Source organism: Stenotrophomonas sp. YJH_SMC_91 (assembly GCF_059368495.1).
The window spans coordinates 25,633-47,649 of the sequence record NZ_JCAFRT010000012.1; the positions used below are offsets into that span (position 1 = coordinate 25,633).

Sequence of the window (22,017 nt, forward strand, 5' to 3'; positions counted from 1 at the left end):
TTTCCTGCTCGTCCATCATCGCTTCGCGGAGGTAGGCAGGGATGAGGGCCTTCGTGGCCTGCGCTGTCCCAACGCTCTCCTCAACCGCACGCTCCGATAACACGGGGCGCTTGCGTGACGGAGTGGCTGCCCCTCAGGTGATCAGGGCCGATGCTTCCGCGCGAGAGCGCTCGCCATCCAGCGCCGCCAGATAAGCGGAGAATCCGCCTGTAGCGCGCCCCTGCAGACGCGCACTTGACATCACCACGGGAGCGCCGGCCCATCGCACCACCGCACCGCAGCGTTGCAGCGCTCTGACAAGCGCCACGTCTTCACTACAGTGCAGGGGAGCAAAGCCGCCCACGGCCCGATAGGAACAGGCAGATACGCCGAGGTTGGCACCGTGGATGCGCCCATGATCGTCGCCCCACTGCTGTCTTGCCTGGAATGCCCTGCGCAGGCGCCGTTCACCCTGGCAGGACGTCGCTATGTCCACCAGTCCGCAGAAAGCGTCACAACTGCCCTGAACCTGTGCGGCCAGCCACTCGGGAGGCACCTCGCTGTCAGCGTCCGTGCTTGCCAGCCACCTGGCGCCCCGCCCCAGCAGTTCAGCAGCGGCTGCGGCCCGGGCGACACCGACGCAGCGTGCATCCAGCTGCACGCTGCCGACCTGGTGTTGGCGGCAGATGATGCCCGTTGCATCCGTACACGCATCCAGCGCGACCATCACCTCCACTGCTTCGCCGCCGAGGCCCGGGTGAAGGGCCGCCACCCGGATGGATTGCAGGCACCGCGCGATACTGTCCGCCTCGTTGTGGGCGGGTATCAAAACGCCTATCACCGCAGGCCCTCGTTCCGGGCCAATGACAAGGGGCCCCGTGTCCATCCCTGAAGCACGAAGTCCGCATCGCGGTAGTGGAAGGCTTCCTGCAGGCCTTCCCCCAGGCATCGATGCACCACCTCGGTCCGGCTCGCGCGTCCGGCGAACGAGGGCAACCAATGGCAGGCAACCAGCAGGCCGTCATCGCGAAGTGCTTCATCGATGCCACCGCGCAGCTCGCGCAGTGCGCCTGCCCCCAGGTAGTAGCCCATTTCGCCGCAGACGATCAGGTCGAAGCGTCCTGGCGGCCATTGCTCGGGATGGCTGGCGCAATGAACCTGCACGTGCGGCAGATGGGCCAGGTTGCGGCGCGCCTGGAACGCCGCACGTGGGCTGATGTCGGTTGCCAGCAGGCGTTCGCAACGTGCGGCCAGCGCCTCGGTCAGTACGCCGTTGGAACACCCCAGTTCCCAGCCGCGAGCGAACTGGCGCTGGCTGAGGCTTGCCAGCAGCAGCGCACGCTTGCGCTCTTCATACCACCGGCTGCGGTAGCCGAACGGGTCGTCCTGCTCATGCAGGTCATCGAAGTACGGTTGCGCGCTCATGCAAGGAATACCTCGTAGTTTCGGAAGAATCGGGCGAGTACATGTGCGGGCAGCACCGGCGGGCTGTTCAGGCCCGCCACGTCGCCGGTCTGCGTACGGAAATGCGCGATTGCGTTTCGCTTTGCGGACGCCACTGCTGAAATGTCGACCAGCTTCGGAACCTCCCACGCCATATGTGCGCAGGCAGGGTCAAGCCAGTGCCAGCCCCACACCGGGTACTCCAGCCGGTGGCAACCAACCGCCCGCGCGGCGCGGCAGGCAGCGCGTCCTGCCGCCTCGTGATCGGGGTGACCATCAAACCGCCATGGCGCCAGGACCAGGTCGCGCGGTTGCAGATACTGCTGCAGCCAACCTTCCAGCCCCTGCTCATGCGCGCTGACCGCGCCGTCGGCGATACCCAGGTGGAAGATGGAGCGAACCGGAATGCCGAGTTCGCCCAATGCCGCGGCAAGCTCCGCTCGGCGCGCTGATCGCAGGCGTTCGGGCGTCCACCACGGCTCGCCCGGGTAGCATGCTTCGCCGTCGGTCACGGCAACGACACTGACGTCGATACCCTGCCCCGCAGCGTGATGCAGCAGTCCGCCACAGCCGAGGATTTCGTCGTCCGGATGCGGCGCGACCACCACCATGCGGTCATGCCCGCTGCAGAGTGCGGTCGCCGATGTGGTCGGTTGCTGCCAGAGCCAATCGCAGTGCAGCCAGGCCTGCTCCTGGGTTCCTTCCCCTTGCAGGGGTGTCCTGGCTACAGCGCCCATGTTGCCTCCTGTGCTGCACGCTGCTCGCCCAGCCATTCCCAATCGCGGTCGGCGTGGCTCTGGCGAAGGAACACGGTCAGGTCCGCGCAGCGCCGGGCATGGGCGTCCTCCAGGCACATCGGGCCCGGGCCCAGCGCCCGACCCGCCAGGTCCAGCACACGCGTTGCCGCGCGCTCAACGACACAGCGCACGCGCACTACATCTTCGCGATGGGCCAGTTCGGGCGCGGCGTCGATGTGCGCCGCCAGTTCGCGAAGCAGCGCGGCTGCCGGGCCCAGGGCGAGGTCCACTTCACCCAGCAGCCGCGCGCGATTTCCCTCGGTGCAGGCCGGTCGCATGCGCTCGGCCAAAGCGGCCGCTGCACCAAACCAGACCGCCGCGATGCCTGCCCCGCCGTGCCAGAAGCCCGGGCGCTGCAGGTAGTCATCGCGCGTCCCCAGGATCACCATCGGTGCGCCGTCAAAGCGCACCGTGGTGGAAGGGATTGCGGCCATGCCCACGGCAGGCCATGGCTCGCCCGCAAGTGTGTGCCAGTGTTCCGCCGCTACCTGGCATAGCCACACGCCCTGCGGGTTGCGAACCGTTACCAGTGCCGCATCCACCCATGCGCTGCCGGAACACCAGGGTTTGTCACCGTACAACCCACCGCCGGCATCGATGCGAACGGTGTTGGCCGGACCCTCTGCAGCCCACACCGCCAGCAACGTGTCTTCAGCAGGGATGGGCGCCCTCAACTCGGCAGCAATCGCCTGGGCGTCATAGTGGGCCTCCAGTACCTTGGCCAGGCAAAGATCCTCTGCCCCCCAGGCTGCCAGCGCCTGCCAACGCTGCAGGGTCTGGCCGCCACCGGGCAAAGGCAATGCCGGTTGCTGCACCAGCACCTGGCGTGCGCGATTGAACAGCGAAGAGGATGACGTCACATCCTGCATGGGTGGCAGACCTGCAATGGAGATACGCCATGAACGTAGGCGGCAGGCGGTCACATGCCTGTCTTGATGGCGTGGCGGGCACATGAATGCCCGGTACCATGATCCTCACGGCCCCGTCTGCGTGCGCTGTCTTGCACGCACGCACTGCCGCAGTTCCCAGAGCCATGGCAGCACCACCAGGCCCAGCGCCGGCAGCAGGGTGAACCACCAGACGTCCGGTTCTGCAGGCTTCACTTCGAGCGACCACCGCGGGTGGACCTGCCAGCCCACCCAGGCCAGCAGGACCCACGGCGCGGCATCCAGCACGCTGTGCACATGCTGTTCCGCCGGGCTGATGCGTCGACGGCCGTCCGCGCTGACGGTATCGAGATAGCCGGCGACCGCGTGTGCGATGACCAGGCCTGCCAGAAGCGCGACCAGCGACAACGTGTTCTCCAGCAGGAGCCAGGCAAGCACGCCGCTGCCGATCAGCAGCAGCTGCACCCCATGCAGCAGGCTTTCGCGCATCGCGGAAGTGTGCGGAAGATCAGTGCGCCGGTGAAAATGGAAATCCAGCGATCCGGCAGCCAGCCACAGGGCGTAGACACAGGCGATGACAATCGCGCTCATGGCGGCACGCTCAGGGTGTCAATACGACCTTGCGGCAGTCATCGTCCTTGGCATCAAACATTGCATAGCCTTGAGCTGCATCGGCCAGGCGCATCCGGTGCGAGATGATGTCACCCGGGTGCAGCTTTCCTTCCATGATTGCGTCGAGCAGTTCCGGCATCAGTCCCTGGACGTGCGTCTGCCCCATCTTGAACGTCAGCCCCTTGTCGAACGCATCACCCAGCAGAAAACCATGGATGAAGCCAGCGTAGACACCCGGGATGCTGACCACGCCGCCGCGGCGTGCTGCCGCGATGCACTGCCGGATTGCCACGCCGCTGCTGCCCTCCAGCTTCACGGCAGTCAATGCTGACTCCAGCGCACTGCCCTCGGCCTCGAAGCCCACCGCCTCGATGCAGGCGTCCACGCCCCGCCCACTGGTCTGGGCAAGGATGTAGTCCGCCGGGTCTTCGATCTGCTTGAAGTCGACGGGCGTCACACCGTAGGTACGGCGCGCGTAATCCAGACGGTAACGAAGATGGTCGACCATGAAGATGGTCTCTGCGCCCAGCAGGCGGCAGCAGGCCGCGCTCATCAGCCCCACCGGGCCCGCACCGAAGATGGCCACCGTCGAGCCCGCCTTCACCCCTGCGTTCAGCGCAGCCTGGTAGCCGGTGGGGAGAATGTCAGACAGGAACAGCACCTGCTCATCCGCAATGCCTTCCGGAATGCGCAGCGGGCCTACATTCGCCTTCGGTACACGCACGAATTCGGCCTGGCCGCCGGCCACGCCGCCATACAGATGGCTGTAGCCGAACAATGCGGCCGGAGGCAGCATGCCCTTCTGATTCAGTGCGGCGCCCTTGCCGGTATTGGTGGTTTCGCAAGCGGCATACTCGGCCAGGCGGCAATGGAAGCACTCTCCACAGGCGATCACGAAAGGGATCACCACACGATCGCCCGGCTGCACCTGGGTCACGCCGCTGCCGACCTCTTCCACCACGCCCATGAACTCGTGGCCGAGCACATCGCCATCGTGCAGATCCGGAATCTTGCCGCGATACAGGTGCAGGTCCGATCCACAGATGGCGGTGGCGGTTACCCTCAGGATCAGATCATCCTCGGCCGCCAGTACCGGGTCCGGTATGGTCTCGACTCGCACATCCTTGCGGCCGTGATAGGTCAATGCCTGCATCGTGCTTCTCCAGGAGCTCGGGACGCCAGCATCGCAAGGCCGCCATCCCGCTTTGGTGACATCCCGGTGTGCACGGCGTTCATTCCACGGGGTCATGGTGTTAACCCGGCGCGGTGCAGTCTTCGGTCTTTCGACGCAGGAGCTGCCCATGAACGACAAGCTGCCCTTCAATCCGACGACGGACGTGGACGATCAGTCGAAGGCGCACACGCCGGACAAGCGGCGCAACGATCGAGCCAAGTGGAAGGAGCACGACATGCCCGACGACGGCGATGGCCCCAAGGCCGTACCGGAAGACTACGAACGTCCTGATCCTGACCCGACAGGAAAGCGTTGAGTCCGCCTCACATTCTGGATGCGCCGGATTCACGGGTCATGGCCTGCTACCCGCGCAAGCTTCGCGCACGGCCTCTGGAACAGACTGAACGAGGTGTTGCATGTGGAAACGCAACGGTCTCTCGCTGGTGCTGCTTGTGCTCACGCTTGTGTTCATCGTTGGGCAGGCGGTTGCCGGGCATCACGTGCACAACCAGGAACTGGTTGAGCACGGACGCGCGCCGATCGATCTCTGGCACTACCTCGCGACGGGGCACTTCGTCAGCGCCACGTTCGAGAACTGGGAGAGCGAGTTCCTGCAGATGGGGATGTATGTGCTCCTGACGGTCAGCCTGCGCCAGCGCGGCTCGGCCGAATCGCGGCCGCTGGATCCTGCGCAGGAACAGAGTCGCGTCGAGCCGGGGCCCACGCCGTGGCCGGTAAGGCGCGGTGGTCCATGGAAGACGCTCTACGGTCATTCGCTTGCGATCGCGTTCGGGCTGTTGTTCCTGTTCAGCTTTACGCTGCATGCAGTGGGAAGCTGGCGCGCCGAGGAAGCCGAACAGCAGTTGAAGGGATTGCCGCCGCCAGGCTTTGTGGAGCACCTCGCCAGCAGCACATTCTGGTTCGAATCCATGCAGAACTGGCAGAGCGAATTCCTGGCCGTGCTGTCCCTGGTGGTGCTGACGATTTTCCTGCGCCAGAAGGACTCGCCGCAATCCAAGCCGGTTGAGGCCCCACACGCACAGACAGGTGATTGAGCCATGCGAGCTGATCCATCGACGGCCCTGCTGATCATCGACATGTTCAGCCGATTCGACTTCCCTGGCGCTGAAAAGCTGGCGCCGGCGGCAGAGCGGGCGGCCCGGCAGATCCGGCGCCTGAGGGATCACTTCGACGAACGCGGTTGGCCGGTCATCTACGCCAATGACAATTTCTCGGATTGGAAGCGCGACTTCCGCCAGCAGGTGGAACAGTGCCGGCGCGACGGTGGCCCGGCGGGGCGAATCGCCAGCCTTCTCTCGCCTTTGCCTGGTCACTACTTCGTGCTCAAGCCCAAGCACTCGGCCTTTCTGGCCAGCCCTTTGCCGATTCTGCTGGCCAAACTGGGAGTGCGCCGCCTTTGCCTGTGTGGCATGACGGCCGATTCGTGTGTCCTGGCTACAGCGTTGGACGCTAACGCCAGGGAATTCCACGTGGTGTTGGCGTCGGAGGCCGTGGCGGGGATGCCAGCGCAGAAGCGGCGGGCACTGGCGCTGCTTGCTGGTTCGGGCGCAGCGCGGGTCGCGCGGGTTTCTTCGCTTGTCTCTGGGCAGGAGCGGGATGGCGTTGACGGCGACTCAGGCCCGGTCGGCTAAACCCTGTACACCTGAATGACCGGCGCAGTGTGCGCAGCAGAAGATCTGGCCGTTTCCTTCAACACCATGCCCGATAACAGCGCAATCGCAGTGTGCGCAGCGCGGTGCGAATGCGTGGATCGCGCATTCGAACGAATCGAACGTGCCGCTGCGCCCGCCCTGCTGGAGGGTGAAGCTCTTGTCGTAGTTGTTGCCGCAGACATCACAGGCCATGGGGCACCTCGTGCTGTGGAAGGAACATCCAGTGTGGACAGCGCGGGTGTCGGTGGCCGTGAATGCACCGTGTCGCGAGGGTGTAGGACGTTCGCGTCGTCACCACGCGGGCGTCGCAGCAAACGGCTCCCGCTCATCCTCCAGCGCCCAGCCCAACGCCCATGCGGGCGCGCGCCTTCGATGGCCGCTGCATCCGTTCGAGCTCTCACGCCGTAGGAAAGATGCCCGCGCTGTGCGGGTCATCCAGAAAGGAATGCACCGTGAACGCTCTTCAGCGCATCACCGCAGCAGTCGGCTTCGCTGTACTTGTTTCGGCCGGCTCCAGCGCTTTCGCCGCCAATACCGTAATGGTGGGCGGGGCAGAAATGTACCCGACCAGGACCATCGTCGAAAATGCCGTCAATTCCAAGGATCACACCACGCTGGTCGCAGCGGTCAAAGCAGCGGGCCTGGTCGACACTCTCAACGGCACCGGCCCGTTCACTGTTTTCGCGCCCACCAATGCGGCCTTCGACAAGCTGCCTGCGGGCACTGTCGGTACGCTGGTGAAGCCTGAAAACAAGGCGCAGCTGACACGGATCCTCACCTATCACGTTGTCCCGGGCAACTACAGTTCCGCCCAGCTCCTGGCCGATGCCCGCAAGCACGGCGGCAAGGCCAGCCTCAAGACTGTGCAGGGCGAGCCTCTCACCGTGGCGCTCCACGATGGCAAGCTCTGGGTCATCGATGCAAAGGGTGGCAAGGCAGGCATCAGCATTGCCGACGTCAACCAGTCCAACGGCGTCATCCACGTGGTCGACACCGTGCTGATGCCCAAGTAAGGGGCTCACGCGACGGGCATCGGGCGCGATGCCCGTTGCCCGGGGGGCCACCCGCCGGGCACCCTGCGGACCTGCCGCGCATCCCGCAGTGGCAGGGGCTACCACTCCGGCCCCAGCAGCTTCCCTACTTCGGCTTCAAGTTTCTGCGCGGCCTCGTCCTGGGAGGCGACCTTGATGCACAGCCCCGACTGCGCCGGCCCCGGCATCAGCTGGTAGCGGTTGATCATGATGTTCAGAGCACGTGGACGCGACAACGGCCTGGATGCCCGCGTCCGTCACGGAACGCGCCGGGCCGCATCACTCGCTGCACCGGTCCGCGCGCTATGATGCTGCGACCCCGGAACCTGCGATGTTTGCAGCGGCCGCCCATCCGCTGCTCGCGCGACAGGACCACTCGCGCCAGTGTCGCTGCAGGCGCTGCTGAAGCCCCTACCCCATGCTCGCCTCCTCTTCCTCCCTCGTCATCTGGGCAGCGGTCACTGTTGCCACTGTCGGCCTGCTGTTCCGACCCTTCCGCATTCCCGAATATGCATGGGCATTGGGTGCTGCCGCCCTGCTGCCGCTGCTGGGTGCGGTATCGCTGGAAACCGCGTGGCACGCCGTGGCCGAAGGCCGCGACGTCTACCTGTTCCTGGTCGGCATGATGGTGCTGGCCGAGCTCGCACGCCGCGAAGGGCTGTTCGACTGGCTGGCGTTGTACGCGGTGCGGCACGCGGGCGGATCGGGGCGGCGCCTGTTCGACCTGGTGTTCCTGGTCGGCACGCTGGTGACGGTATTCCTGTCCAACGATGCAACGGCCGTGGTGCTGACGCCGGCGGTCTACGCGGCCTGCAAGGCGGCCCGGGCCAATCCCCTGCCCTACCTGTTCGTCTGTGCCTTCATCGCCAACGCGGCCAGCTTCGTGTTGCCCATCTCCAACCCGGCCAATCTCGTGGTGTACGGCCAGCACATGCCGCCGCTGCTGCAGTGGCTGGCGCAGTTCGCGCTGCCGTCGGCGGCGGCGATCGGTGCCACCTATCTGGTCCTGCGCTGGGTGCATCGGCGCGAGATCGCCCAGCCGCTGGTGGCCGCGCCGGCGCATCGCCCGTTGACCGAGGGTGGGCGCCTGAGTGCGCTGGGTGTGCTGTTCACCGGCACGGTGCTGCTGGTTACGTCCGCCTTGAACGGGCCGCTGGGCCTGACCACCTTCTGCGCGGGCACGCTGAGCGTGGTGGCAGTGGCGATCCGCCAGCGACGCAGCCCGCTGCCGCTGCTGCGCCACGTATCCTGGGGGGTGCTGCCGCTGGTGGCGGGGCTGTTCGTGCTGGTGGAAGCGGTAGCGCAGACCGGTGTCATCCAGAGTTCGGCCAGCGCGCTGCAGGCACTGGCGAAAACGTCGCCGCACCAGGCCAGCTGGCTGGCCGGCGGCGCCGCTGCACTGCTGAGCAACGTGGCCAACAATCTGCCGGTCGGCCTGGCGGCTGGTTCGTTGGGGCAGATGGCGGACCTGCCGGCGCAGACCCGTGCCGCATTGCTGGTCGGCGTGGATCTGGGCCCGAACCTGTCGGTGACCGGCTCGTTGGCCACGATGCTGTGGCTGATGGCGTTGCGTCGCGAAGGCGAGCATGTCAGCGCGCTCGACTTCCTGCGCGTCGGCGCGCTGGTGATGCCACCTGCACTCATCGCAGCGTTGTTGCTGCTGTGACCAGAGTGCAGGCGGCGCCCCTGCCCTAGAAGACCAGCTGCAGGCGGGTATTGAAGGTGGTGCCTTCATCCCTGCCCATTGCACTGCCGCTGCGGTGACGGGTCTGCCAGCGCACGGCTTCGAACATCACGCGACTGAAATCGTTGAGGTACCAGTTCGCGCCCAGGGTCCACGCGTTACCCGTACCGCCACTGGGCAGCTCGGCATAGTCCACGTCTTCATAGCGGCCCTTCAGCTCCCAGGCACCGCCGCCGCCGCGCGTCACCGGATCGGCGACCTTCACCTTCCCCCAGGTACCGGCCTTGCCCGAGTACGACGGCAGCGCCCCCGCCAGGAACCAGCCGGCAGAAATCGCCCACGCCGCGTGGTCGCGATCGTAGCGACCGCCGGCATCGGCCCCGCGCAGGCTTCGCGTACCCCACTCGCCCGTTGCCCACGCCGGGCCGAAGAAGCCGGCCAGTTCGGCGCCGTAGGCGGTGCTGCGCTCGGCGCCCAGCAGTGTGCCCGGCGTGATCCTGACCAGATCGTTGAAATGCCCCGCGATGGCCGAACTGCGCACCACGCCGCTGGCCCCGGCGGGAATCTTCTCGTGGAACGCCCATGCGCCCAGATGCAACGTGGCACCAGCGGTGTCCAGCGGATTCCAGTGCACGCGCGTGGCCCAGGTCTGGCTGTCGTTGTCGGTGCCGGCGTTGTTGAGATCGTTGCCGGCCACCGACAGGCTGGCGTGCCAGCCCTTTCCGTACACCCGCTCGGTCAGCCCGACACCGAACAGGCCGCGCTGCGGCAGCATCAATGTGCCGACCACGTTGCGTTCCTGGAACGGCGTGTTGGAGGTGCTGCTGGAGCCATCGATACCGCGATCGTTCAAGCGGTTGCCCATCGTGAGATCGGCTGGCAGGCCGAACAGGGTGTGGTCCAGCGTGGCGTAGACCGACTTCCAGGCCACCGCGTTGTCGGCGAAGTCACCCTCCACCACCCAGCCCAGTGTGCCGTAGCGTCCCTCGGCCCCCAGGCGCACCGAACGGACCTCGGTGCCCGAAACGTTGCGATCACCGACCGCCGAACCGTCCGTACTGGAGGCATCGACGAACAGGCGGCCGCGGGGACGGAACACCGTAGTGCCGTCGGCGCTGCTGAGCTCGGGTGCGCCCTTGGCCCAGGAGACCTTGGGCTGCCTGGACTGGCCGGATTCCAGTGCGGCCACCCGCGTTTCCAGCGCAGGCGCGGGCGGCGTTGACGGTGCCCCCGCACTGCCCTGCCCGCCCTCGACGGCGCGGAGGCGTGCTTCCAGTTGCTGGATCTGCAGTGCCTGCTGCTGCACCAGGCGTGACAGCTCGGCCTGGCTCAGTGGCGTGGGCGGGGATGAAACAGACTGGGCGTCGGCGTGGCCACTGGCCAACAGCAGGCCGAGCGCGACCGGCAGCGCTGCCAGCGGCAGCACGGTGGAAGGGTTCATGGACTCTCTCTCCGGCCAGCCGGCCCCCTGGCCCGGCGCTGGCCTGTTGCGGTGGTGCGGGGGAAGATCGGGGGAGGAAGCTCGCGCCGCCGGATCGGACCGGCGGCGCGGCAGGCGGGCTCAGCCCGGCCCGGTCAGCTGGTGGCCTCTGCCTGGGCGTTGGGACGCCAGGTGATCAGCTTGTTCTCGACCACGTCCAGCAGGGCGTCGATGACCAGCACGAAGGCGGCCAGGATGATGATGCCGGCGAACACACCCACGGCATTGAAGTTGCCCTCGGCCTGCGCGATCAGGTAACCCAGGCCCGCCGAAGCGCCGAGGTACTCGCCGATGATCGCGCCGACCACGGCAAAGCCGACCGAGGTGCGCAGCGAGGACAGGATCCAGCTCGCCGCTGCCGGGAAGTAGACATGGCGCAGCAGATCGCTGCGGCTTGCGCCCAGGATGCGGGCATTGGCCAGCACCACCGGATTCACCTCGCGCACGCCCTGCATGGCGTTGAAGAACGTGGTGAAGAACACCAGCGTGACCGCCAGCGCCACCTTCGACCACAGGCCCAGCCCCAGCCACAACACGAAAATCGGCGCCAGCACTACGCGTGGAATCGCGTTGAAGCCTTTGATGAAGGGATCGAGGATGCGCGCCGAACGGCGGCTCAGGCCCAGCCAGACACCGCCAGCCACGCCCAGGCCGGTGCCGATGATGTAGCCCAGCGCGGTTTCAGTAAGGGTGATGTAGACATGCTGGTAGAACGAGGTATCGGACAACCAGGTCCAGGCCTGCTGCACGATGGCCGTCGGCGAAGGGAAGAAGAACGGATCGATCACGCCCAGCGCGATACCGCCTTCCCAGCCGCCGAACACGGCGACCACCAGCGCGAGCTGGATGAATTTGTCAGTCTTGGCGTGCATAGCTCTTCTCCACTTCGCCGCGCAGGCAGGCCCAGATGTCGCGGTACAGGTCGGTGAAACGGTCATCCAGCTTGATCTCGGCCACATTGCGCGGCCGTTCCAGATCCACGTCGAAACTGCGCACCACGCGGCTCGCCGGGCCGGAGGACAGCACCACCACGCGGTCACCCAGCGCGATTGCTTCTTCCAGGTCATGGGTAATCAGGATCACCGAGCGGCGATCCTCCTGCCACAGGCGCAGCAGCTCGTTCTGCATCAGGTGGCGGGTGTGGATGTCCAGCGCCGAGAACGGCTCGTCCATCAGGATCACCTTCGGCTCGACGATCAGCGCCTGCGCCATCTGCACACGCTTGCGCTGGCCACCGGACAACTGGTGCGGATAGCGATGCTCGAAACCGGCCAGGCCGACCTTGGCCAGCCACGCGTTGGCTTTGGCCTTGCGTTCGGCTTCGGGCACGCCGCGGAAGCGCAGGCCCAGCTCGACGTTCTGGAAAGCTGTCTTCCACGGCAGCAGGGCGTCCTGCTGGAACAGGTAGCCGACCGACTCCTGCACGCCGCTGACCGTGCGGCCATCGATCGCCACGTCGCCCGAGGATGGCTTCAGCAGGCCCGCTACGGAATTGAGGATGGTGCTCTTGCCGCAGCCGGTGGGCCCGACGATGGCGAGGAACTCGCCGTCACCCACCTGGATGTCGACATCGCGAACGGCGGTGAACTCGCCGAAGGACATGGTCACCTTGTTGATGGCGACCATGGTCTGCGCAGGCTCCAGCTGCGGCGCGCCGTTGAGTTGGCGCACGGTGGCATTGAGGGCCATGGGGTTACCTCCGCTTACGGTTGGGCAGCCGGCGCCGCAGCGTTGGCACGTTCGACGAAGGCATTGGTGTAGGTCCTGGACAGATCGACGTTGGCCTTGGCCACATCGGTATTGAACTCACGCAGCACCTTCAACGGCGTCTCCAGGTCGGCCGGCGTGAAGCGTCCATCGCGGGTGAAGATCGCGCGCGCGTTCTCCACCGCGCGGGCATAGGTGGCGCGGTCGCCGGAGACGTAGCTGTCCGGCAGCGCGGCAACGATCTCCTCGGCACTGTTGTCGGCGATGAACTTCAACGCCATCTGCTCGGCACGGGCGATCTTCTCGGCCGCTTCGGGGCGCTTGTCCAGGAAGCTCTGGTTGGCATACATCACCGAGGTCGGGTACAGCCCGCCATAGACCTGGCGGGCGCCTTCGTCGCTGCGCGCGTCGAGGATGATCTTCCCGACCTTGCGCTCGGTGATCAGGGTCGCGGCCGGATCGTAGTTGACCAGCAGGTCGATCTTGCCCTGCTCGAGCGCGGCGACGGCAGCAGCGCCGGAGCCGACGCCGATCAGCGAAATGCTGTCGGCCGGAATATCGTGCTGCGCCAGGAAGTGGCGGACGAAGAAGTCGGACGAGGAGCCTGGGGCCGTGATGCCGACCTTCTGGCCCTTGATGGACTCCGGTCGCGCAGGATCAAACGTGGCATCTTCGCGCCCCGCCATCACCAGGCCGGAATTGCGCGAGAGCAGAACAAAGGCCACCACGTCCTTGCCCTTGGCCTGCATCTGGATGGTGTGGTCGTAGAAACCGACCGCCACGTCGGTGGAATTCGCCACCAGGGCCTGCAGCACCTTCGAGCCACCCTGGGCGAAGTTCTCGGTTTTTACATCCAGGCCGACGTCCTTGAAGTAGCCCTTGGCGTCGGCAATGAAGAACGGAAGGTTGTTGAGGTTGTAGGAGCCGACGCTGATGCGCACGGGTGCATCGTCACCGGTGCCGGTGGATGCGCCATCGGGGCGCCCGCTGTTGCTGCAACCGGCCGCGGCCAGACCGGCCGCGCACAGCGCGGCCATGAAGAACTGCTTGTACATCATCCCTCCCAGGAGTGAAGCATCTACGTTGTAATGGCAGGCATGCGCGTCTGCGCCGGCCCTGCCGGGTTCAGATCATGCCGCTGACGTCCATTGGCGGGCTTGGGTGGAACTGGCCATGGCAGGCGCTGGCGTTGTCGCAAACACGCGACCTTCGAACAGTCGGCGTGCGGTGCGGACCACGCTGGCGATCACCGGTGCGTCATCCGAGCTGCGACTGAGGCCCACCTGCAGGTCCCCGCTCGGATGTTCGAGGGTAATGCTGCCGGGAACGGACAGGCACCCGACCAAAGTGTGGGCCAGCGTGCCCGGCGTGACGGCGGCGGTAGCCAGGCCGACCGCGCCGGTAATGGCCAGTGCGCTGTGGCATTGGTGCGGCATGAAGTAACGCACCTGCAGATCGCCGCCGTGTTGCGGCGCCGACAGCAGCACCGGCTTGGGAATGACCTTGTTGCCGGCGTCGGCGATGCCCATGCGGGCGCCCGCCTCGATGCGCAGCGCTTCCAGCCGGCGCATGAACGCGGCATCCGCGTTCAGTTCGGCGGGCGATGCATCACCGCGCACGCCCAGGTCTTCGGCACGCACCAGCATCATCGGCATGGCGCAGTCCACCAGGCTGACCGGCACGCCATCGATGGTTTCCCGGGCGTGGCCGCTGGGCAGCAGCTTGCCGGTGCGGGCGCCTGCGGCATCGAGGAAGGAAAGCCTGACCGGCGCGGCCGAGCCCGGTGCGCCGGCAATGCGCGTATCACCGCGGTAGACCACATGGCCGCCCGGCGTTTCCACCGTGGCGATGATCAGCTTGCCGGTGTTGACGTTGTGGATGCGCACCTCGGTCTGCGGATCCTGAGCCTGCACCAGCCCCCGCTCGATGGCGTACGGGCCCACCGCCGCCAGCATGTTGCCGCAGTTGGGGGACGTGTCCACCACCTGCTGCTCCACCCGTACCTGGGCGAACAGATAGTCCACGTCGGCGTCTGCCCGGCTGGATCGGTCGATGATGGCCACCTTGCTGGTCAGCGCGTTGCCGCCACCGATGCCATCGATCTGCAGCGGATGGCCCGACCCCATTACTTCCACCAGCAGGCGATCGCGTTCAGCAATGTCCACCGGAAGATCGCTGGCCAGGAAGAACGGGCCCTTGGATGTACCACCGCGCATGAGTACGCAGGGAATGCTGAGCAGATCGTTGGACATACGTGTGCTAGATTGATGCGTGTAGGGGATGAATGACCCCTCTGTGATTCGATACTGGCATGACCCCAATTGATCTGTGAATTGCTGATTTTTGGATGATTGATAACCAATGAGCATCAATTGCGAAATCCTGGATCTACGCGCATTCCTGCTGGTGTCGGAGACGCGCAGCTTCCACCGCGCCGCGGAGAACCTGCACGTCTCCCAGCCGGCACTCAGCCGACGGATACAGAAGCTGGAGCAGGCTGTGGGTTCGCCACTGCTGGAGCGCACCACGCGCAGCGTCAGCACCACCGCCGTCGGCGAGAACCTGCTGCCGCTGGTGCGTCGCATGCTGGAGGAATTCGATGGATCACTGTTCTCACTGCGGGGCCGGGACGATACGCGGGGCGCTACCGTCACCATCGCCTGCCTGCCCACGGCGGCGTTCTACTTCCTGCCCAGCGTGATGGCGCGTTTCCACGAAGCGCATCCCAACGTGCGCTTCCGGATCCTGGATATCCCGGCCACCGAAGGCCTGCAGGCGGTAGAACGTGGCGAAGTCGAGTTCGGCATCAACTTCATGGGCGCCAACGATCCGAATCTCGATTTCGACGTGCTGGCCGAAGATCCCTTCGTGCTGGCCTGCCGACGCGATCATCCGCTGGCCCGCAAGCGCAGGGTTGAATGGGCCGATCTGGCCGAGCACCAGCTGATCACCGTGCATCGCACCAGCGGCAACCGCACGCTGCTGGATGGTGCCCTGGCGCGCGAGAACCTCAAGTTGAGCTGGCACTACGAAGTGACCCACCTGTCGACGTCACTGGGCATGGTCGAGGCCGGCATCGGCGTGTCGGTCCTGCCGAAGATGGCCACGCCGGACGGAGATCATCCGACCCTGGTGACGCGCACGATTGGTAACCCCGTGGTGTCGCGCACGATCGGGATCGTCCGTCGCCGGGGCGCCCTGCTCTCGCCTACTGCGGAACGCTTTCTGCAGATGTTGATGAGCCAGTGGCGCGGGGAGACCTGAACATCGTTTGCTGGACAGGCCGCCCCCGGATCTGGCCGAGGGTGATGGCCGGGCATGGCTCGGCCCTACAGAGGAGCCAGGACGCGCGCAAGGAAAGGCGCTGTCCTGCTTCCCCGCGCGCGGGCCACCTGTTGCGGCGTTCCCTTCGCCACGATGGTGCCACCCGCGCTGCCTGCGCCCGGCCCGACATCAATCACCCAGTCCGCCTGGGCGACCGCCCGCATGTCATGCTCGATCATCACCACCGTATTTCCTGCGTCGACCAGCCGCTGCAGCTGAACCAGCAGCCTGTCCGCATCCGACGCGTGCAGGCCGGTGGTGGGTTCGTCCAGCACGTAAAGCGTGCGCCCGCGCTGGCTGCGCTGCAGTTCGGTGGCCAGCTTGATGCGCTGGGCCTCGCCGCCTGAAAGCTCCGTGGCCGGCTGGCCCAGCCTCAGGTAGCCCAGGCCGATGTCCTGCAGCAGCTGCAACGGCCGGGCAATCACCTCTTCCGCCATGAAGAATGCATGCGCCTGGTCCACGGTCATCTGCAGGACCTCGGCGATGTTGCGGTCATTCCATAGCACCTTCAGCGTGGCCTCGTTGTAGCGGGCGCCGTGGCAGGTGGGGCATGGGGCATAGACGCTGGGCATGAACAGCAGTTCGACACTCACGAAACCCTCGCCTTCGCAGGTTTCGCATCGGCCCTTGGCTACGTTGAACGAGAAACGACCCGCATCGAAGCGACGACGACGTGCGGCGGGCGTCGCCGCGAACAGTTTGCGCACGTGATCGAACAGCCCGGTATAGGTGGCGAGGTTGGAGCGTGGCGTGCGGCCGATCGGCTTCTGGTCGACCTGCACGACCCGCTGGATGGCGTCCACATCACCGGCCAACTGGCCACGGGTGGTTTCCATCACCGTCGGCCCGTCGTCCGGCGACGCCTCGGCGCCATCGTCCGCGGGTTCATGCCCCAGGTGCAGCAGCATCAGCTCGGGCAAGGCCTGTGCCATCAGGCTGGACTTGCCCGACCCCGAAATGCCGGTCACGGCCGTCAGCAAACCCAGCGGCACCTGCGCGTCCACTCCCTGCAGGTTGTGGCGATGGATGCCCTGCAGTTCCAGCCAGTGGGTGGCGGTGCGCTGCCGACGAGTGGGCGCGGGTACCTGGTCGAACAGATACAGTGCCGTGCGCGACTCCTGCACCTGGCGCAGGCCATCGGGCTCGCCGCTGTAGAGCACGCGCCCGCCCCGCTCACCGGCCTCCGGGCCCACATCCACCAGCCACTGCGCGCGGCGCATCAGCTCCAGATCGTGCTCGACCACGAACACCGAGTTGCCACCATCACGCAGCCGGTCCAGCGCGTCGTACAGCGCCTGGCTGTCGGCGGGATGCAGTCCGGCCGAAGGCTCGTCGAGCACGTACAGCACACCAAACAGCAACGAGCTGAGCTGCGTGGCCAGCCGCAGGCGCTGCAGTTCGCCGGCGGACAGCGTGGGCGTGGCGCGGTCCAGCGAGAGATAGCCCAGGCCAAGCTCGCGCAGTTGCCGTACCCGCCCCATGACCCCGCCCGCCAGCCGCTGTGCGGCCAGCCGCTTCTCTTCGGACAGGGCCGAGGTCAGGCGCACGTCGGGGGCGCCCTCGTGCGTCGCGCGGCCACTCGCGGCGCGCCGGGCACGATCGCGGGGTGTCGCATGCCTGCTGATAGGTGCACCCTTGCTGTGTGCACCGAAATCACCTTCCGCGATGGGCTCCAGCAGATCCGCCAGTTGATCCAGCGGCAACCGCATGAACTCACCGATATCCACGCCCGCGAAGGTGACCGAGAGCGCTTCCGGCTTCAGGCGCTTTCCGTGGCAGACCGGGCACAGCTTGCCTTCCATGTAGCGGGAAACCCGTTTGCGCATCAGCGCGCTCTGGGTGTTGGCGAAGGTATGCAGCACATAGCGACGCGCGCCGGTGTATGTACCCATGTAGCTCGGCTCGAGCTTTCGCTTGAGCGCAGCCCGGGTCTCGGCAGGCGTGAAGCCTGCATAGACCGGCACGGTGGGCGTTTCCTCCGTGAACAGGATCCACTCCCGATCCTTCTTCGGCAGCTTCTTCCACGGTACGTCGATGTCGTAGCCGAGCGTGACCAGGATGTCGCGCAGGTTCTGGCCATGCCAGGCCGGCGGCCAGGAGGCGATGGCGCGCTCGCGGATGCTCAGCGACGGATCCGGCACCATCAAGGCTTCCGTCACCTCGTAGACGTGCCCCAGCCCGTGACAGGTGCTGCAGGCGCCCTGCGGGGTATTGGGCGAAAAGTCCTCGGCGTAAAGCATCGGCTGGTTGGCCGGGTATGCACCTGCACGCGAATACATCATGCGCACCAGGCTGGACAGCGTAGTGACGCTGCCCACCGATGAGCGCGCGTTGCTGGCGCCGCGCTGCTGCTGCAGGGCCACTGCGGGCGGCAACCCGTCGATGGCGTCCACATCGGGCACGCCGGCCTGGTCGATCAGACGCCGTGCATACGGCGCAACCGACTCAAAGTAGCGCCGCTGCGCCTCCGCGAAGATCGTGCCGAACGCCAGCGATGACTTGCCGGAGCCCGAAACACCGGAAAACACCACCAATGCATTGCGCGGGATGGAGACGTCGACATTCCTGAGGTTGTGCTCGCGCGCGCCGCGCACCTCGACGCAACCGCTGGCAGCGGCGGCACATGACGATTCACCAAAGGGGGGATTGGACATCTTCGCGATCCTGCGGGCAGTGAGCGGCGCGCGTAGGGGCGCGCCCGATGGTGCATTTTCGCTGCTGCGGGGTGAATGCGGGTGATGGCGCGGTCACACCATGGTGCGCCGATACGACTGATCGAGCGTAACGGTGCGAACCAGGCGGCCGCGATTGTAGAAATGCAGCACCGGCTCACTCAACGTCACGTCAGCCGGAACCAGGTTCATGCCTTCGCAGCCGACCACGACCGGCTCCCCATCGTCCGACGGGAACAACCCGCGATGCCATCCGCATATCAGCCAGGCATCCTGACCCGATGCCTGTGGCGTTACCCGCGTTGAATTGACGGCTGGATCCGAATCGGTACAGAGATTTCGCGTGGAGGAGCATGCCGTGAACCTTTCTGGCGGCGGCAGCGGGGAATCGGCAAGCGCCGGGCTCGCAGCCAGTGCAGCGATGAGCGTGATGAGCGTGATGAGCGCCTTCATTTCACTGCACACCTCGATCAAGCGGCCGCCGAACCGCAAACTAAGCGGCGTGCACGTAGGGCTCAACCGCGGCGGCCAGCACATCGATACCCCACGCAGAACCCGCAATCTCCTCGGGCTGGCTTCTCTTGAAGCGTGACCAGTCGGCCCTGGCAAGCCTGCCGACCAGAAGCTGGTCGGCAGGAAGCTGGTGCATCGACCAATAGGGGAACTGCCGGGTAGAGACACGCCCCCGGGCCAGCTCCACCACATCCGTGTGGCTGGTCGATTGCAGCACCCGCTCGTAGACGCTGGCCACCCCATCTTCCGGCCCTTCGAAGTACTGCACGAACCGCGTGCCGTCATGCAGCAGCACGCCTGTCACCCCTGCAAGCTTGTTGAACCTCGCGGCATCGGTGACGAGTGCTTCCAGGCGGTCAATCGAAAGGCCTTCAGCGGCCTGGCTTGCGTATACAACGGCCCGGATGGGCATGGGCTTCGCCTTGAATGCAGGGCCACGTCGGCACCTATTCACACTCTAGCACCCGGCGCAAGTCCGGGCCGTGATGCGTATTCTTAATTCTTCAGAATACGGTTCGCGCCTAGCAGCGCGACAGGCGGCATGATGAACGCCCCCGTACGTTCAGGGCTTTATTCATCTTCATGCGCGACATCGGACAGTTCTATGTAAACAGCGTCGAAGGAGTGGCGCGTGAGGATGGCACCCTGCTGCAGGTCACCCGGATCGATTGTTCCTGCCTGAAGTGTTCAAGGCAGTTCCGCGCCATTCCTGATCATGGCCTCGTCGATCTCAACGGCGCTGCTTCGCTCAGTTGCCCAGGCTGTGGCAACCACCAGTCCGTCAGCCGGGCGCGGCTGGAGGAGTTTGTGCTGCGTAGTGATCCATGAGCTGAAGCGCGCCCTTTCTCGACACTGTGCCAACCCTGTCGACACCTTCGCCTCGCATCTTCCCGTAGTGCACCCACAACGCCGTTCCAATGAGTCATACCGGCCTATTCAAGATCAGGGACCTCACCTACACGCCAGGCGCGGAGGGCGACCTGGCCCGTGCCCTGCAGATCGAAGCCACCTGCACGGCCTGCGGCGCAACCAGCGTCTGGGGCGAGCAGGAGATGGAGCATGTGCGAGGAGGAACCGTGCTTGCGTGCCGGGCGTGCGGTACGCGCCAGGCCATCAGCAATGCGGGCCTGATCAGTACCCCGTCAGGGATACGCCACCGCCGGGGCTGAGCGGGGCGGCACCGGGCCATGCGCTGCCCGGCATGCACGATTGATGGCCTGTCAGCGGCGGGCAACCGATGGCAGCGCCCGATGCTGGTTGATCCAGTCCAACGACTGGGCAATTCCACCGAACGGAAAGAAGTGCGGGCTGACCAACCCGTGGGCATCAGTCAAACCGCCCGCCAGACGGTCCACGAACACCTCCGGGCCCGCGCTGCCCAGCAACCGGCCGATCGAGATGCCATACCGGGACAGCATCAATGCACTGGCCCCCACCCCGCACATTGCGGCGTAGCGTACCAGCCGCGCGATGCTTGCCGGGCCCGGCACGCCAACCAGCACCGGAACGTGGATGCCACGGGCGCGCAGCGCGTGCAACCAGGCCAGGACGATGTCGGCATCGAAGGCGAACTGCGTGATGATCACTGGCGCCATGCCGCGCGCTTCGATGGACTGGCACTTGTGTTCCAGTACCTGCCAGCACGCGTCACTGCCCAGGACCGGATGGCCATCGGGGTGACCGCCGATGGCGACGACCTTGATACCGGCGCTCTCCAGAAGGCCGCTCTCGATGATCGAAGCGCTGTCAGCAAATGGGCCGGCGGGCGTGGCCAGATCGCCAGCGATCACCAGGCACTGCGTTGCTCCGGCCTCGTTGGCGGCGCGCTGCAGGAACCGTTCAAGCACCGTGCGCGACCGGATGCGGCGGGCCGAAAGATGCGGCATCGGCTCGAAGCCCAGTTCGCGCACCCTGCGCGCCGCTGCCAGGCGTGCGTCGTCGTCCTCGCTGGCCAGCCAGGGAATGGAGATCGTGGTGCCACGCGGAATGCGGGTGGCTTCGGCACCCAGCGCCGGCATGGCCCTGGCGCTCACCTCCAGCGAAAAAGCATCAAGGAAGGCCTGCACCCGCAGCGACGTAGGCGCGGACATCACGCGCCCACGCCTGCATTGCTGGCCAGGGGCGAACTGTTCCGCGCCAGTTCGATGAAGGCCTGCAGGTAGTCGATGCTGGTATCGGCTTCGCGCGCACCCAGATAGATCTGCTTGGGAATGCCCTTCGCACCGAGGCGCACCGGCACCACGTCCATGCGGGTGGCGTACTCTTCCACCAGCCAGCGCGGCATGGCGGCCACGCCACGACCGCTGGCCACCATCTGCATCATGATGTCGGTGGTTTCAATGGCCTTGTGCCGTCGCGGCGTAATGCCGGCCGGCAGCAGGAACTGGTTGTAGATGTCCAGGCGCTCGAACGGCACCGGATAGCTGATCAGCACTTCCTGGCCGAGCTGGCGCGGCTTCACGTAATCCACCTTGGCCAGGGCGTGGTTGCTGGCCACCACCAGCACCTGCTCGTAGTCGAACACGGGAATGAACTTGAGGCCTGGCTTGAGCAGTGGATCGGGGGTAACCAGCAGATCGATCTCGTAGCCGAACAGCGCGCCGATGCCGCCGAACTGGAACTTCTGCTTGACGTCCACATCCACATCCGGCCACGCGGCCAGGTACGGCGAGACGATCTTCAGCAGCCACTGGTAGCAGGGATGGCATTCCATGCCGATGCGCAGCGCGCCGCGCTCGCCCTGTGCGAACTGGCCCAACCGCTCCTCGGCCAGATCCAGCTGCGGCAGCACGCGGTTGGCGACGGCCAGCAGGTATTGCCCGGCCTGGGTCAGGCGCAGGCTGCGGCCTTCGCGCAGCCATACATCAGTGCCCAGCTGCTGTTCCAGCTTCTTCATGCTGTGGCTCAGGGCCGACTGGGTCAGGTTCAGTACGCCGGCGGCCGCGGTAAGCGAGCCCTGCTGCTCGACCTGCTGCACGATGCTGAGGTGGATCCGCTCCAGCATGACGATGAATCCTGCTCATGGATAGGTGAAGTAATAC

At 66.0% G+C, this 22,017-nt stretch carries 25 protein-coding genes; 7 read left to right on the forward strand and 18 right to left on the reverse strand.

Annotated elements, in window-relative coordinates; all coding sequences use genetic code 11:
* Positions 1-133 precede the first annotated feature (133 nt).
* The 6 genes from AC5P5X_RS14765 to AC5P5X_RS14790 form a co-directional block, all read right to left on the reverse strand.
* Positions 134-820: a glycosyltransferase family 2 protein gene (locus tag AC5P5X_RS14765; protein WP_111189763.1), complete on the reverse strand. Its 687-nt coding sequence runs from the start codon at positions 818-820 to the stop codon at positions 134-136.
* Positions 817-1,404: a class I SAM-dependent DNA methyltransferase gene (locus AC5P5X_RS14770; RefSeq protein ID WP_043033433.1), complete on the reverse strand. Its 588-nt coding sequence runs from the start codon at positions 1,402-1,404 to the stop codon at positions 817-819. Before AC5P5X_RS14770 ends, AC5P5X_RS14765 begins: the two co-directional genes overlap by 4 nt.
* Positions 1,401-2,159 (reverse strand): PIG-L deacetylase family protein, encoded by a 759-nt coding sequence (locus AC5P5X_RS14775; protein ID WP_032966809.1) that lies wholly within the window; start codon positions 2,157-2,159, stop codon positions 1,401-1,403. Before AC5P5X_RS14775 ends, AC5P5X_RS14770 begins: the two co-directional genes overlap by 4 nt.
* Positions 2,147-3,088: a hypothetical protein gene (locus tag AC5P5X_RS14780; protein ID WP_005413479.1), complete on the reverse strand. Its 942-nt coding sequence runs from the start codon at positions 3,086-3,088 to the stop codon at positions 2,147-2,149. Before AC5P5X_RS14780 ends, AC5P5X_RS14775 begins: the two co-directional genes overlap by 13 nt.
* A 105-nt stretch (positions 3,089-3,193) precedes the next feature.
* Positions 3,194-3,697: a hypothetical protein gene (locus tag AC5P5X_RS14785; protein WP_012480293.1), complete on the reverse strand. Its 504-nt coding sequence runs from the start codon at positions 3,695-3,697 to the stop codon at positions 3,194-3,196.
* A gap of 10 nt (positions 3,698-3,707) precedes the next feature.
* A complete protein-coding gene (locus AC5P5X_RS14790; RefSeq protein WP_111189762.1) occupies positions 3,708-4,871 on the reverse strand; it encodes a zinc-dependent alcohol dehydrogenase in 1,164 nt (387 codons plus the stop codon).
* 148 nt (positions 4,872-5,019) lie between these two features.
* On the opposite strand from AC5P5X_RS14790, the gene AC5P5X_RS14795 reads away from it, so the two are divergent.
* The 3 genes from AC5P5X_RS14795 to AC5P5X_RS14805 all read left to right on the forward strand — a co-directional run bounded on the left by AC5P5X_RS14795 (position 5,020) and on the right by AC5P5X_RS14805 (position 6,544).
* Positions 5,020-5,208, forward strand: coding sequence for a hypothetical protein (locus AC5P5X_RS14795; protein ID WP_005409707.1), 189 nt, complete (start codon positions 5,020-5,022; stop codon positions 5,206-5,208).
* Positions 5,209-5,308: 100 nt separating this feature from the next.
* Positions 5,309-5,947, forward strand: a complete 639-nt coding sequence (locus AC5P5X_RS14800) for a DUF6766 family protein (protein WP_043033429.1) — start codon at positions 5,309-5,311, stop codon at positions 5,945-5,947.
* 3 nt (positions 5,948-5,950) lie between these two features.
* Positions 5,951-6,544, forward strand: a complete 594-nt coding sequence (locus AC5P5X_RS14805; RefSeq protein WP_099497783.1) for a cysteine hydrolase family protein — start codon at positions 5,951-5,953, stop codon at positions 6,542-6,544.
* Here AC5P5X_RS14805 and AC5P5X_RS14810 read toward each other — a convergent pair.
* Positions 6,527-6,757 (reverse strand): metallothionein, encoded by a 231-nt coding sequence (locus AC5P5X_RS14810; protein WP_080334750.1) that lies wholly within the window; start codon positions 6,755-6,757, stop codon positions 6,527-6,529. The genes AC5P5X_RS14805 and AC5P5X_RS14810 overlap by 18 nt on opposite strands.
* A gap of 221 nt (positions 6,758-6,978) precedes the next feature.
* Between AC5P5X_RS14810 and AC5P5X_RS14815 the strand changes: the two genes are divergently transcribed.
* Positions 6,979-7,578: a fasciclin domain-containing protein gene (locus AC5P5X_RS14815; RefSeq protein ID WP_425507437.1), complete on the forward strand. Its 600-nt coding sequence runs from the start codon at positions 6,979-6,981 to the stop codon at positions 7,576-7,578.
* 98 nt (positions 7,579-7,676) lie between these two features.
* Here the strand turns inward: AC5P5X_RS14815 and AC5P5X_RS14820 are convergent, their stop codons facing one another.
* Positions 7,677-7,805, reverse strand: a complete 129-nt coding sequence (locus tag AC5P5X_RS14820) for a hypothetical protein (protein ID WP_258391118.1) — start codon at positions 7,803-7,805, stop codon at positions 7,677-7,679.
* 209 nt (positions 7,806-8,014) lie between these two features.
* On the opposite strand from AC5P5X_RS14820, the gene AC5P5X_RS14825 reads away from it, so the two are divergent.
* Positions 8,015-9,262, forward strand: coding sequence for an arsenic transporter (locus AC5P5X_RS14825; RefSeq protein WP_111189761.1), 1,248 nt, complete (start codon positions 8,015-8,017; stop codon positions 9,260-9,262).
* A gap of 25 nt (positions 9,263-9,287) precedes the next feature.
* On the opposite strand, the gene AC5P5X_RS14830 is transcribed toward AC5P5X_RS14825, so the two are convergent.
* The 5 genes from AC5P5X_RS14830 to AC5P5X_RS14850 all read right to left on the reverse strand — a co-directional run bounded on the left by AC5P5X_RS14830 (position 9,288) and on the right by AC5P5X_RS14850 (position 14,719).
* The gene (locus tag AC5P5X_RS14830; RefSeq protein ID WP_099524567.1) at positions 9,288-10,721 is read right to left on the reverse strand and encodes an OprO/OprP family phosphate-selective porin; all 1,434 of its coding nucleotides are present in this window, start codon (positions 10,719-10,721) and stop codon (positions 9,288-9,290) included.
* Positions 10,722-10,855: 134 nt separating this feature from the next.
* Entirely contained in the window at positions 10,856-11,632 is a 777-nt protein-coding gene (locus AC5P5X_RS14835) for an ABC transporter permease (RefSeq protein ID WP_111189760.1), read from the reverse strand.
* Entirely contained in the window at positions 11,616-12,449 is an 834-nt protein-coding gene (locus AC5P5X_RS14840) for an ABC transporter ATP-binding protein (RefSeq protein ID WP_005413494.1), read from the reverse strand. Before AC5P5X_RS14840 ends, AC5P5X_RS14835 begins: the two co-directional genes overlap by 17 nt.
* Positions 12,450-12,463: 14 nt before the next feature.
* Entirely contained in the window at positions 12,464-13,522 is a 1,059-nt protein-coding gene (locus AC5P5X_RS14845) for an ABC transporter substrate-binding protein (protein WP_099480643.1), read from the reverse strand.
* A gap of 75 nt (positions 13,523-13,597) precedes the next feature.
* Positions 13,598-14,719, reverse strand: a complete 1,122-nt coding sequence (locus AC5P5X_RS14850; RefSeq protein ID WP_111189759.1) for a 4-oxalomesaconate tautomerase — start codon at positions 14,717-14,719, stop codon at positions 13,598-13,600.
* Positions 14,720-14,828: 109 nt separating this feature from the next.
* Here AC5P5X_RS14850 and AC5P5X_RS14855 point away from each other — a divergent pair, with 109 nt between their 5' ends.
* Entirely contained in the window at positions 14,829-15,731 is a 903-nt protein-coding gene (locus tag AC5P5X_RS14855) for a LysR family transcriptional regulator (protein WP_111189758.1), read from the forward strand.
* Positions 15,732-15,796: 65 nt separating this feature from the next.
* On the opposite strand, the gene AC5P5X_RS14860 is transcribed toward AC5P5X_RS14855, so the two are convergent.
* The 3 genes from AC5P5X_RS14860 to AC5P5X_RS14870 form a co-directional block, all read right to left on the reverse strand.
* Complete coding sequence (locus AC5P5X_RS14860) at positions 15,797-18,445, reverse strand: excinuclease ABC subunit UvrA (RefSeq protein ID WP_062607076.1); 2,649 nt, start codon at positions 18,443-18,445, stop codon at positions 15,797-15,799.
* A gap of 93 nt (positions 18,446-18,538) precedes the next feature.
* Positions 18,539-18,916: a hypothetical protein gene (locus AC5P5X_RS14865; protein ID WP_146257437.1), complete on the reverse strand. Its 378-nt coding sequence runs from the start codon at positions 18,914-18,916 to the stop codon at positions 18,539-18,541.
* Between the two features lie 40 nt (positions 18,917-18,956).
* On the reverse strand, positions 18,957-19,388 hold the full coding sequence (locus AC5P5X_RS14870; RefSeq protein ID WP_076740019.1) for a BLUF domain-containing protein: 432 nt from the start codon (positions 19,386-19,388) through the stop codon (positions 18,957-18,959).
* Positions 19,389-19,558: 170 nt separating this feature from the next.
* On the opposite strand from AC5P5X_RS14870, the gene AC5P5X_RS14875 reads away from it, so the two are divergent.
* Entirely contained in the window at positions 19,559-19,804 is a 246-nt protein-coding gene (locus AC5P5X_RS14875) for a hypothetical protein (RefSeq protein ID WP_005409734.1), read from the forward strand.
* A 392-nt stretch (positions 19,805-20,196) separates the two neighbouring features.
* Here AC5P5X_RS14875 and AC5P5X_RS14880 read toward each other — a convergent pair whose 3' ends face one another.
* Together AC5P5X_RS14880 and AC5P5X_RS14885 are read right to left on the reverse strand one after the other, a co-directional pair.
* Positions 20,197-21,066, reverse strand: coding sequence for a methylenetetrahydrofolate reductase (locus tag AC5P5X_RS14880; protein ID WP_111189756.1), 870 nt, complete (start codon positions 21,064-21,066; stop codon positions 20,197-20,199).
* Entirely contained in the window at positions 21,066-21,980 is a 915-nt protein-coding gene (locus AC5P5X_RS14885) for a LysR family transcriptional regulator (protein WP_012480320.1), read from the reverse strand. The genes AC5P5X_RS14880 and AC5P5X_RS14885 overlap by 1 nt, the downstream gene beginning before the upstream one ends.
* Between the last annotated feature and the right edge of the window lie 37 nt (positions 21,981-22,017).

What these genes read in the sequence shown, in the direction of transcription:
- AC5P5X_RS14800 (WP_043033429.1), top strand. Translation starts at nt 5,309, where the DNA reads ATGTGGAAACGCAACGGTCTCTCGCTGGTGCTGCTTGTGCTCACGCTT.
- AC5P5X_RS14825 (WP_111189761.1), top strand. Translation starts at nt 8,015, where the DNA reads ATGCTCGCCTCCTCTTCCTCCCTCGTCATCTGGGCAGCGGTCACTGTT.
- AC5P5X_RS14875 (WP_005409734.1), top strand. Translation starts at nt 19,559, where the DNA reads ATGCGCGACATCGGACAGTTCTATGTAAACAGCGTCGAAGGAGTGGCG.
- AC5P5X_RS14815 (WP_425507437.1), top strand. Translation starts at nt 6,979, where the DNA reads ATGCCCGCGCTGTGCGGGTCATCCAGAAAGGAATGCACCGTGAACGCT.
- AC5P5X_RS14865 (WP_146257437.1), bottom strand. Translation starts at nt 18,916, where the DNA reads ATGAAGGCGCTCATCACGCTCATCACGCTCATCGCTGCACTGGCTGCG.
- AC5P5X_RS14885 (WP_012480320.1), bottom strand. Translation starts at nt 21,980, where the DNA reads ATGCTGGAGCGGATCCACCTCAGCATCGTGCAGCAGGTCGAGCAGCAG.
- AC5P5X_RS14845 (WP_099480643.1), bottom strand. Translation starts at nt 13,522, where the DNA reads ATGTACAAGCAGTTCTTCATGGCCGCGCTGTGCGCGGCCGGTCTGGCC.
- AC5P5X_RS14790 (WP_111189762.1), bottom strand. Translation starts at nt 4,871, where the DNA reads ATGCAGGCATTGACCTATCACGGCCGCAAGGATGTGCGAGTCGAGACC.
- AC5P5X_RS14795 (WP_005409707.1), top strand. Translation starts at nt 5,020, where the DNA reads ATGAACGACAAGCTGCCCTTCAATCCGACGACGGACGTGGACGATCAG.
- AC5P5X_RS14840 (WP_005413494.1), bottom strand. Translation starts at nt 12,449, where the DNA reads ATGGCCCTCAATGCCACCGTGCGCCAACTCAACGGCGCGCCGCAGCTG.
- AC5P5X_RS14810 (WP_080334750.1), bottom strand. Translation starts at nt 6,757, where the DNA reads ATGGCCTGTGATGTCTGCGGCAACAACTACGACAAGAGCTTCACCCTC.
- AC5P5X_RS14775 (WP_032966809.1), bottom strand. Translation starts at nt 2,159, where the DNA reads ATGGGCGCTGTAGCCAGGACACCCCTGCAAGGGGAAGGAACCCAGGAG.
- AC5P5X_RS14855 (WP_111189758.1), top strand. Translation starts at nt 14,829, where the DNA reads ATGAGCATCAATTGCGAAATCCTGGATCTACGCGCATTCCTGCTGGTG.
- AC5P5X_RS14850 (WP_111189759.1), bottom strand. Translation starts at nt 14,719, where the DNA reads ATGTCCAACGATCTGCTCAGCATTCCCTGCGTACTCATGCGCGGTGGT.
- AC5P5X_RS14770 (WP_043033433.1), bottom strand. Translation starts at nt 1,404, where the DNA reads ATGAGCGCGCAACCGTACTTCGATGACCTGCATGAGCAGGACGACCCG.
- AC5P5X_RS14835 (WP_111189760.1), bottom strand. Translation starts at nt 11,632, where the DNA reads ATGCACGCCAAGACTGACAAATTCATCCAGCTCGCGCTGGTGGTCGCC.
- AC5P5X_RS14860 (WP_062607076.1), bottom strand. Translation starts at nt 18,445, where the DNA reads ATGTCCAATCCCCCCTTTGGTGAATCGTCATGTGCCGCCGCTGCCAGC.
- AC5P5X_RS14780 (WP_005413479.1), bottom strand. Translation starts at nt 3,088, where the DNA reads ATGCAGGATGTGACGTCATCCTCTTCGCTGTTCAATCGCGCACGCCAG.
- AC5P5X_RS14785 (WP_012480293.1), bottom strand. Translation starts at nt 3,697, where the DNA reads ATGAGCGCGATTGTCATCGCCTGTGTCTACGCCCTGTGGCTGGCTGCC.
- AC5P5X_RS14820 (WP_258391118.1), bottom strand. Translation starts at nt 7,805, where the DNA reads ATGATCAACCGCTACCAGCTGATGCCGGGGCCGGCGCAGTCGGGGCTG.
- AC5P5X_RS14830 (WP_099524567.1), bottom strand. Translation starts at nt 10,721, where the DNA reads ATGAACCCTTCCACCGTGCTGCCGCTGGCAGCGCTGCCGGTCGCGCTC.
- AC5P5X_RS14880 (WP_111189756.1), bottom strand. Translation starts at nt 21,066, where the DNA reads ATGTCCGCGCCTACGTCGCTGCGGGTGCAGGCCTTCCTTGATGCTTTT.
- AC5P5X_RS14805 (WP_099497783.1), top strand. Translation starts at nt 5,951, where the DNA reads ATGCGAGCTGATCCATCGACGGCCCTGCTGATCATCGACATGTTCAGC.
- AC5P5X_RS14870 (WP_076740019.1), bottom strand. Translation starts at nt 19,388, where the DNA reads ATGCCCATCCGGGCCGTTGTATACGCAAGCCAGGCCGCTGAAGGCCTT.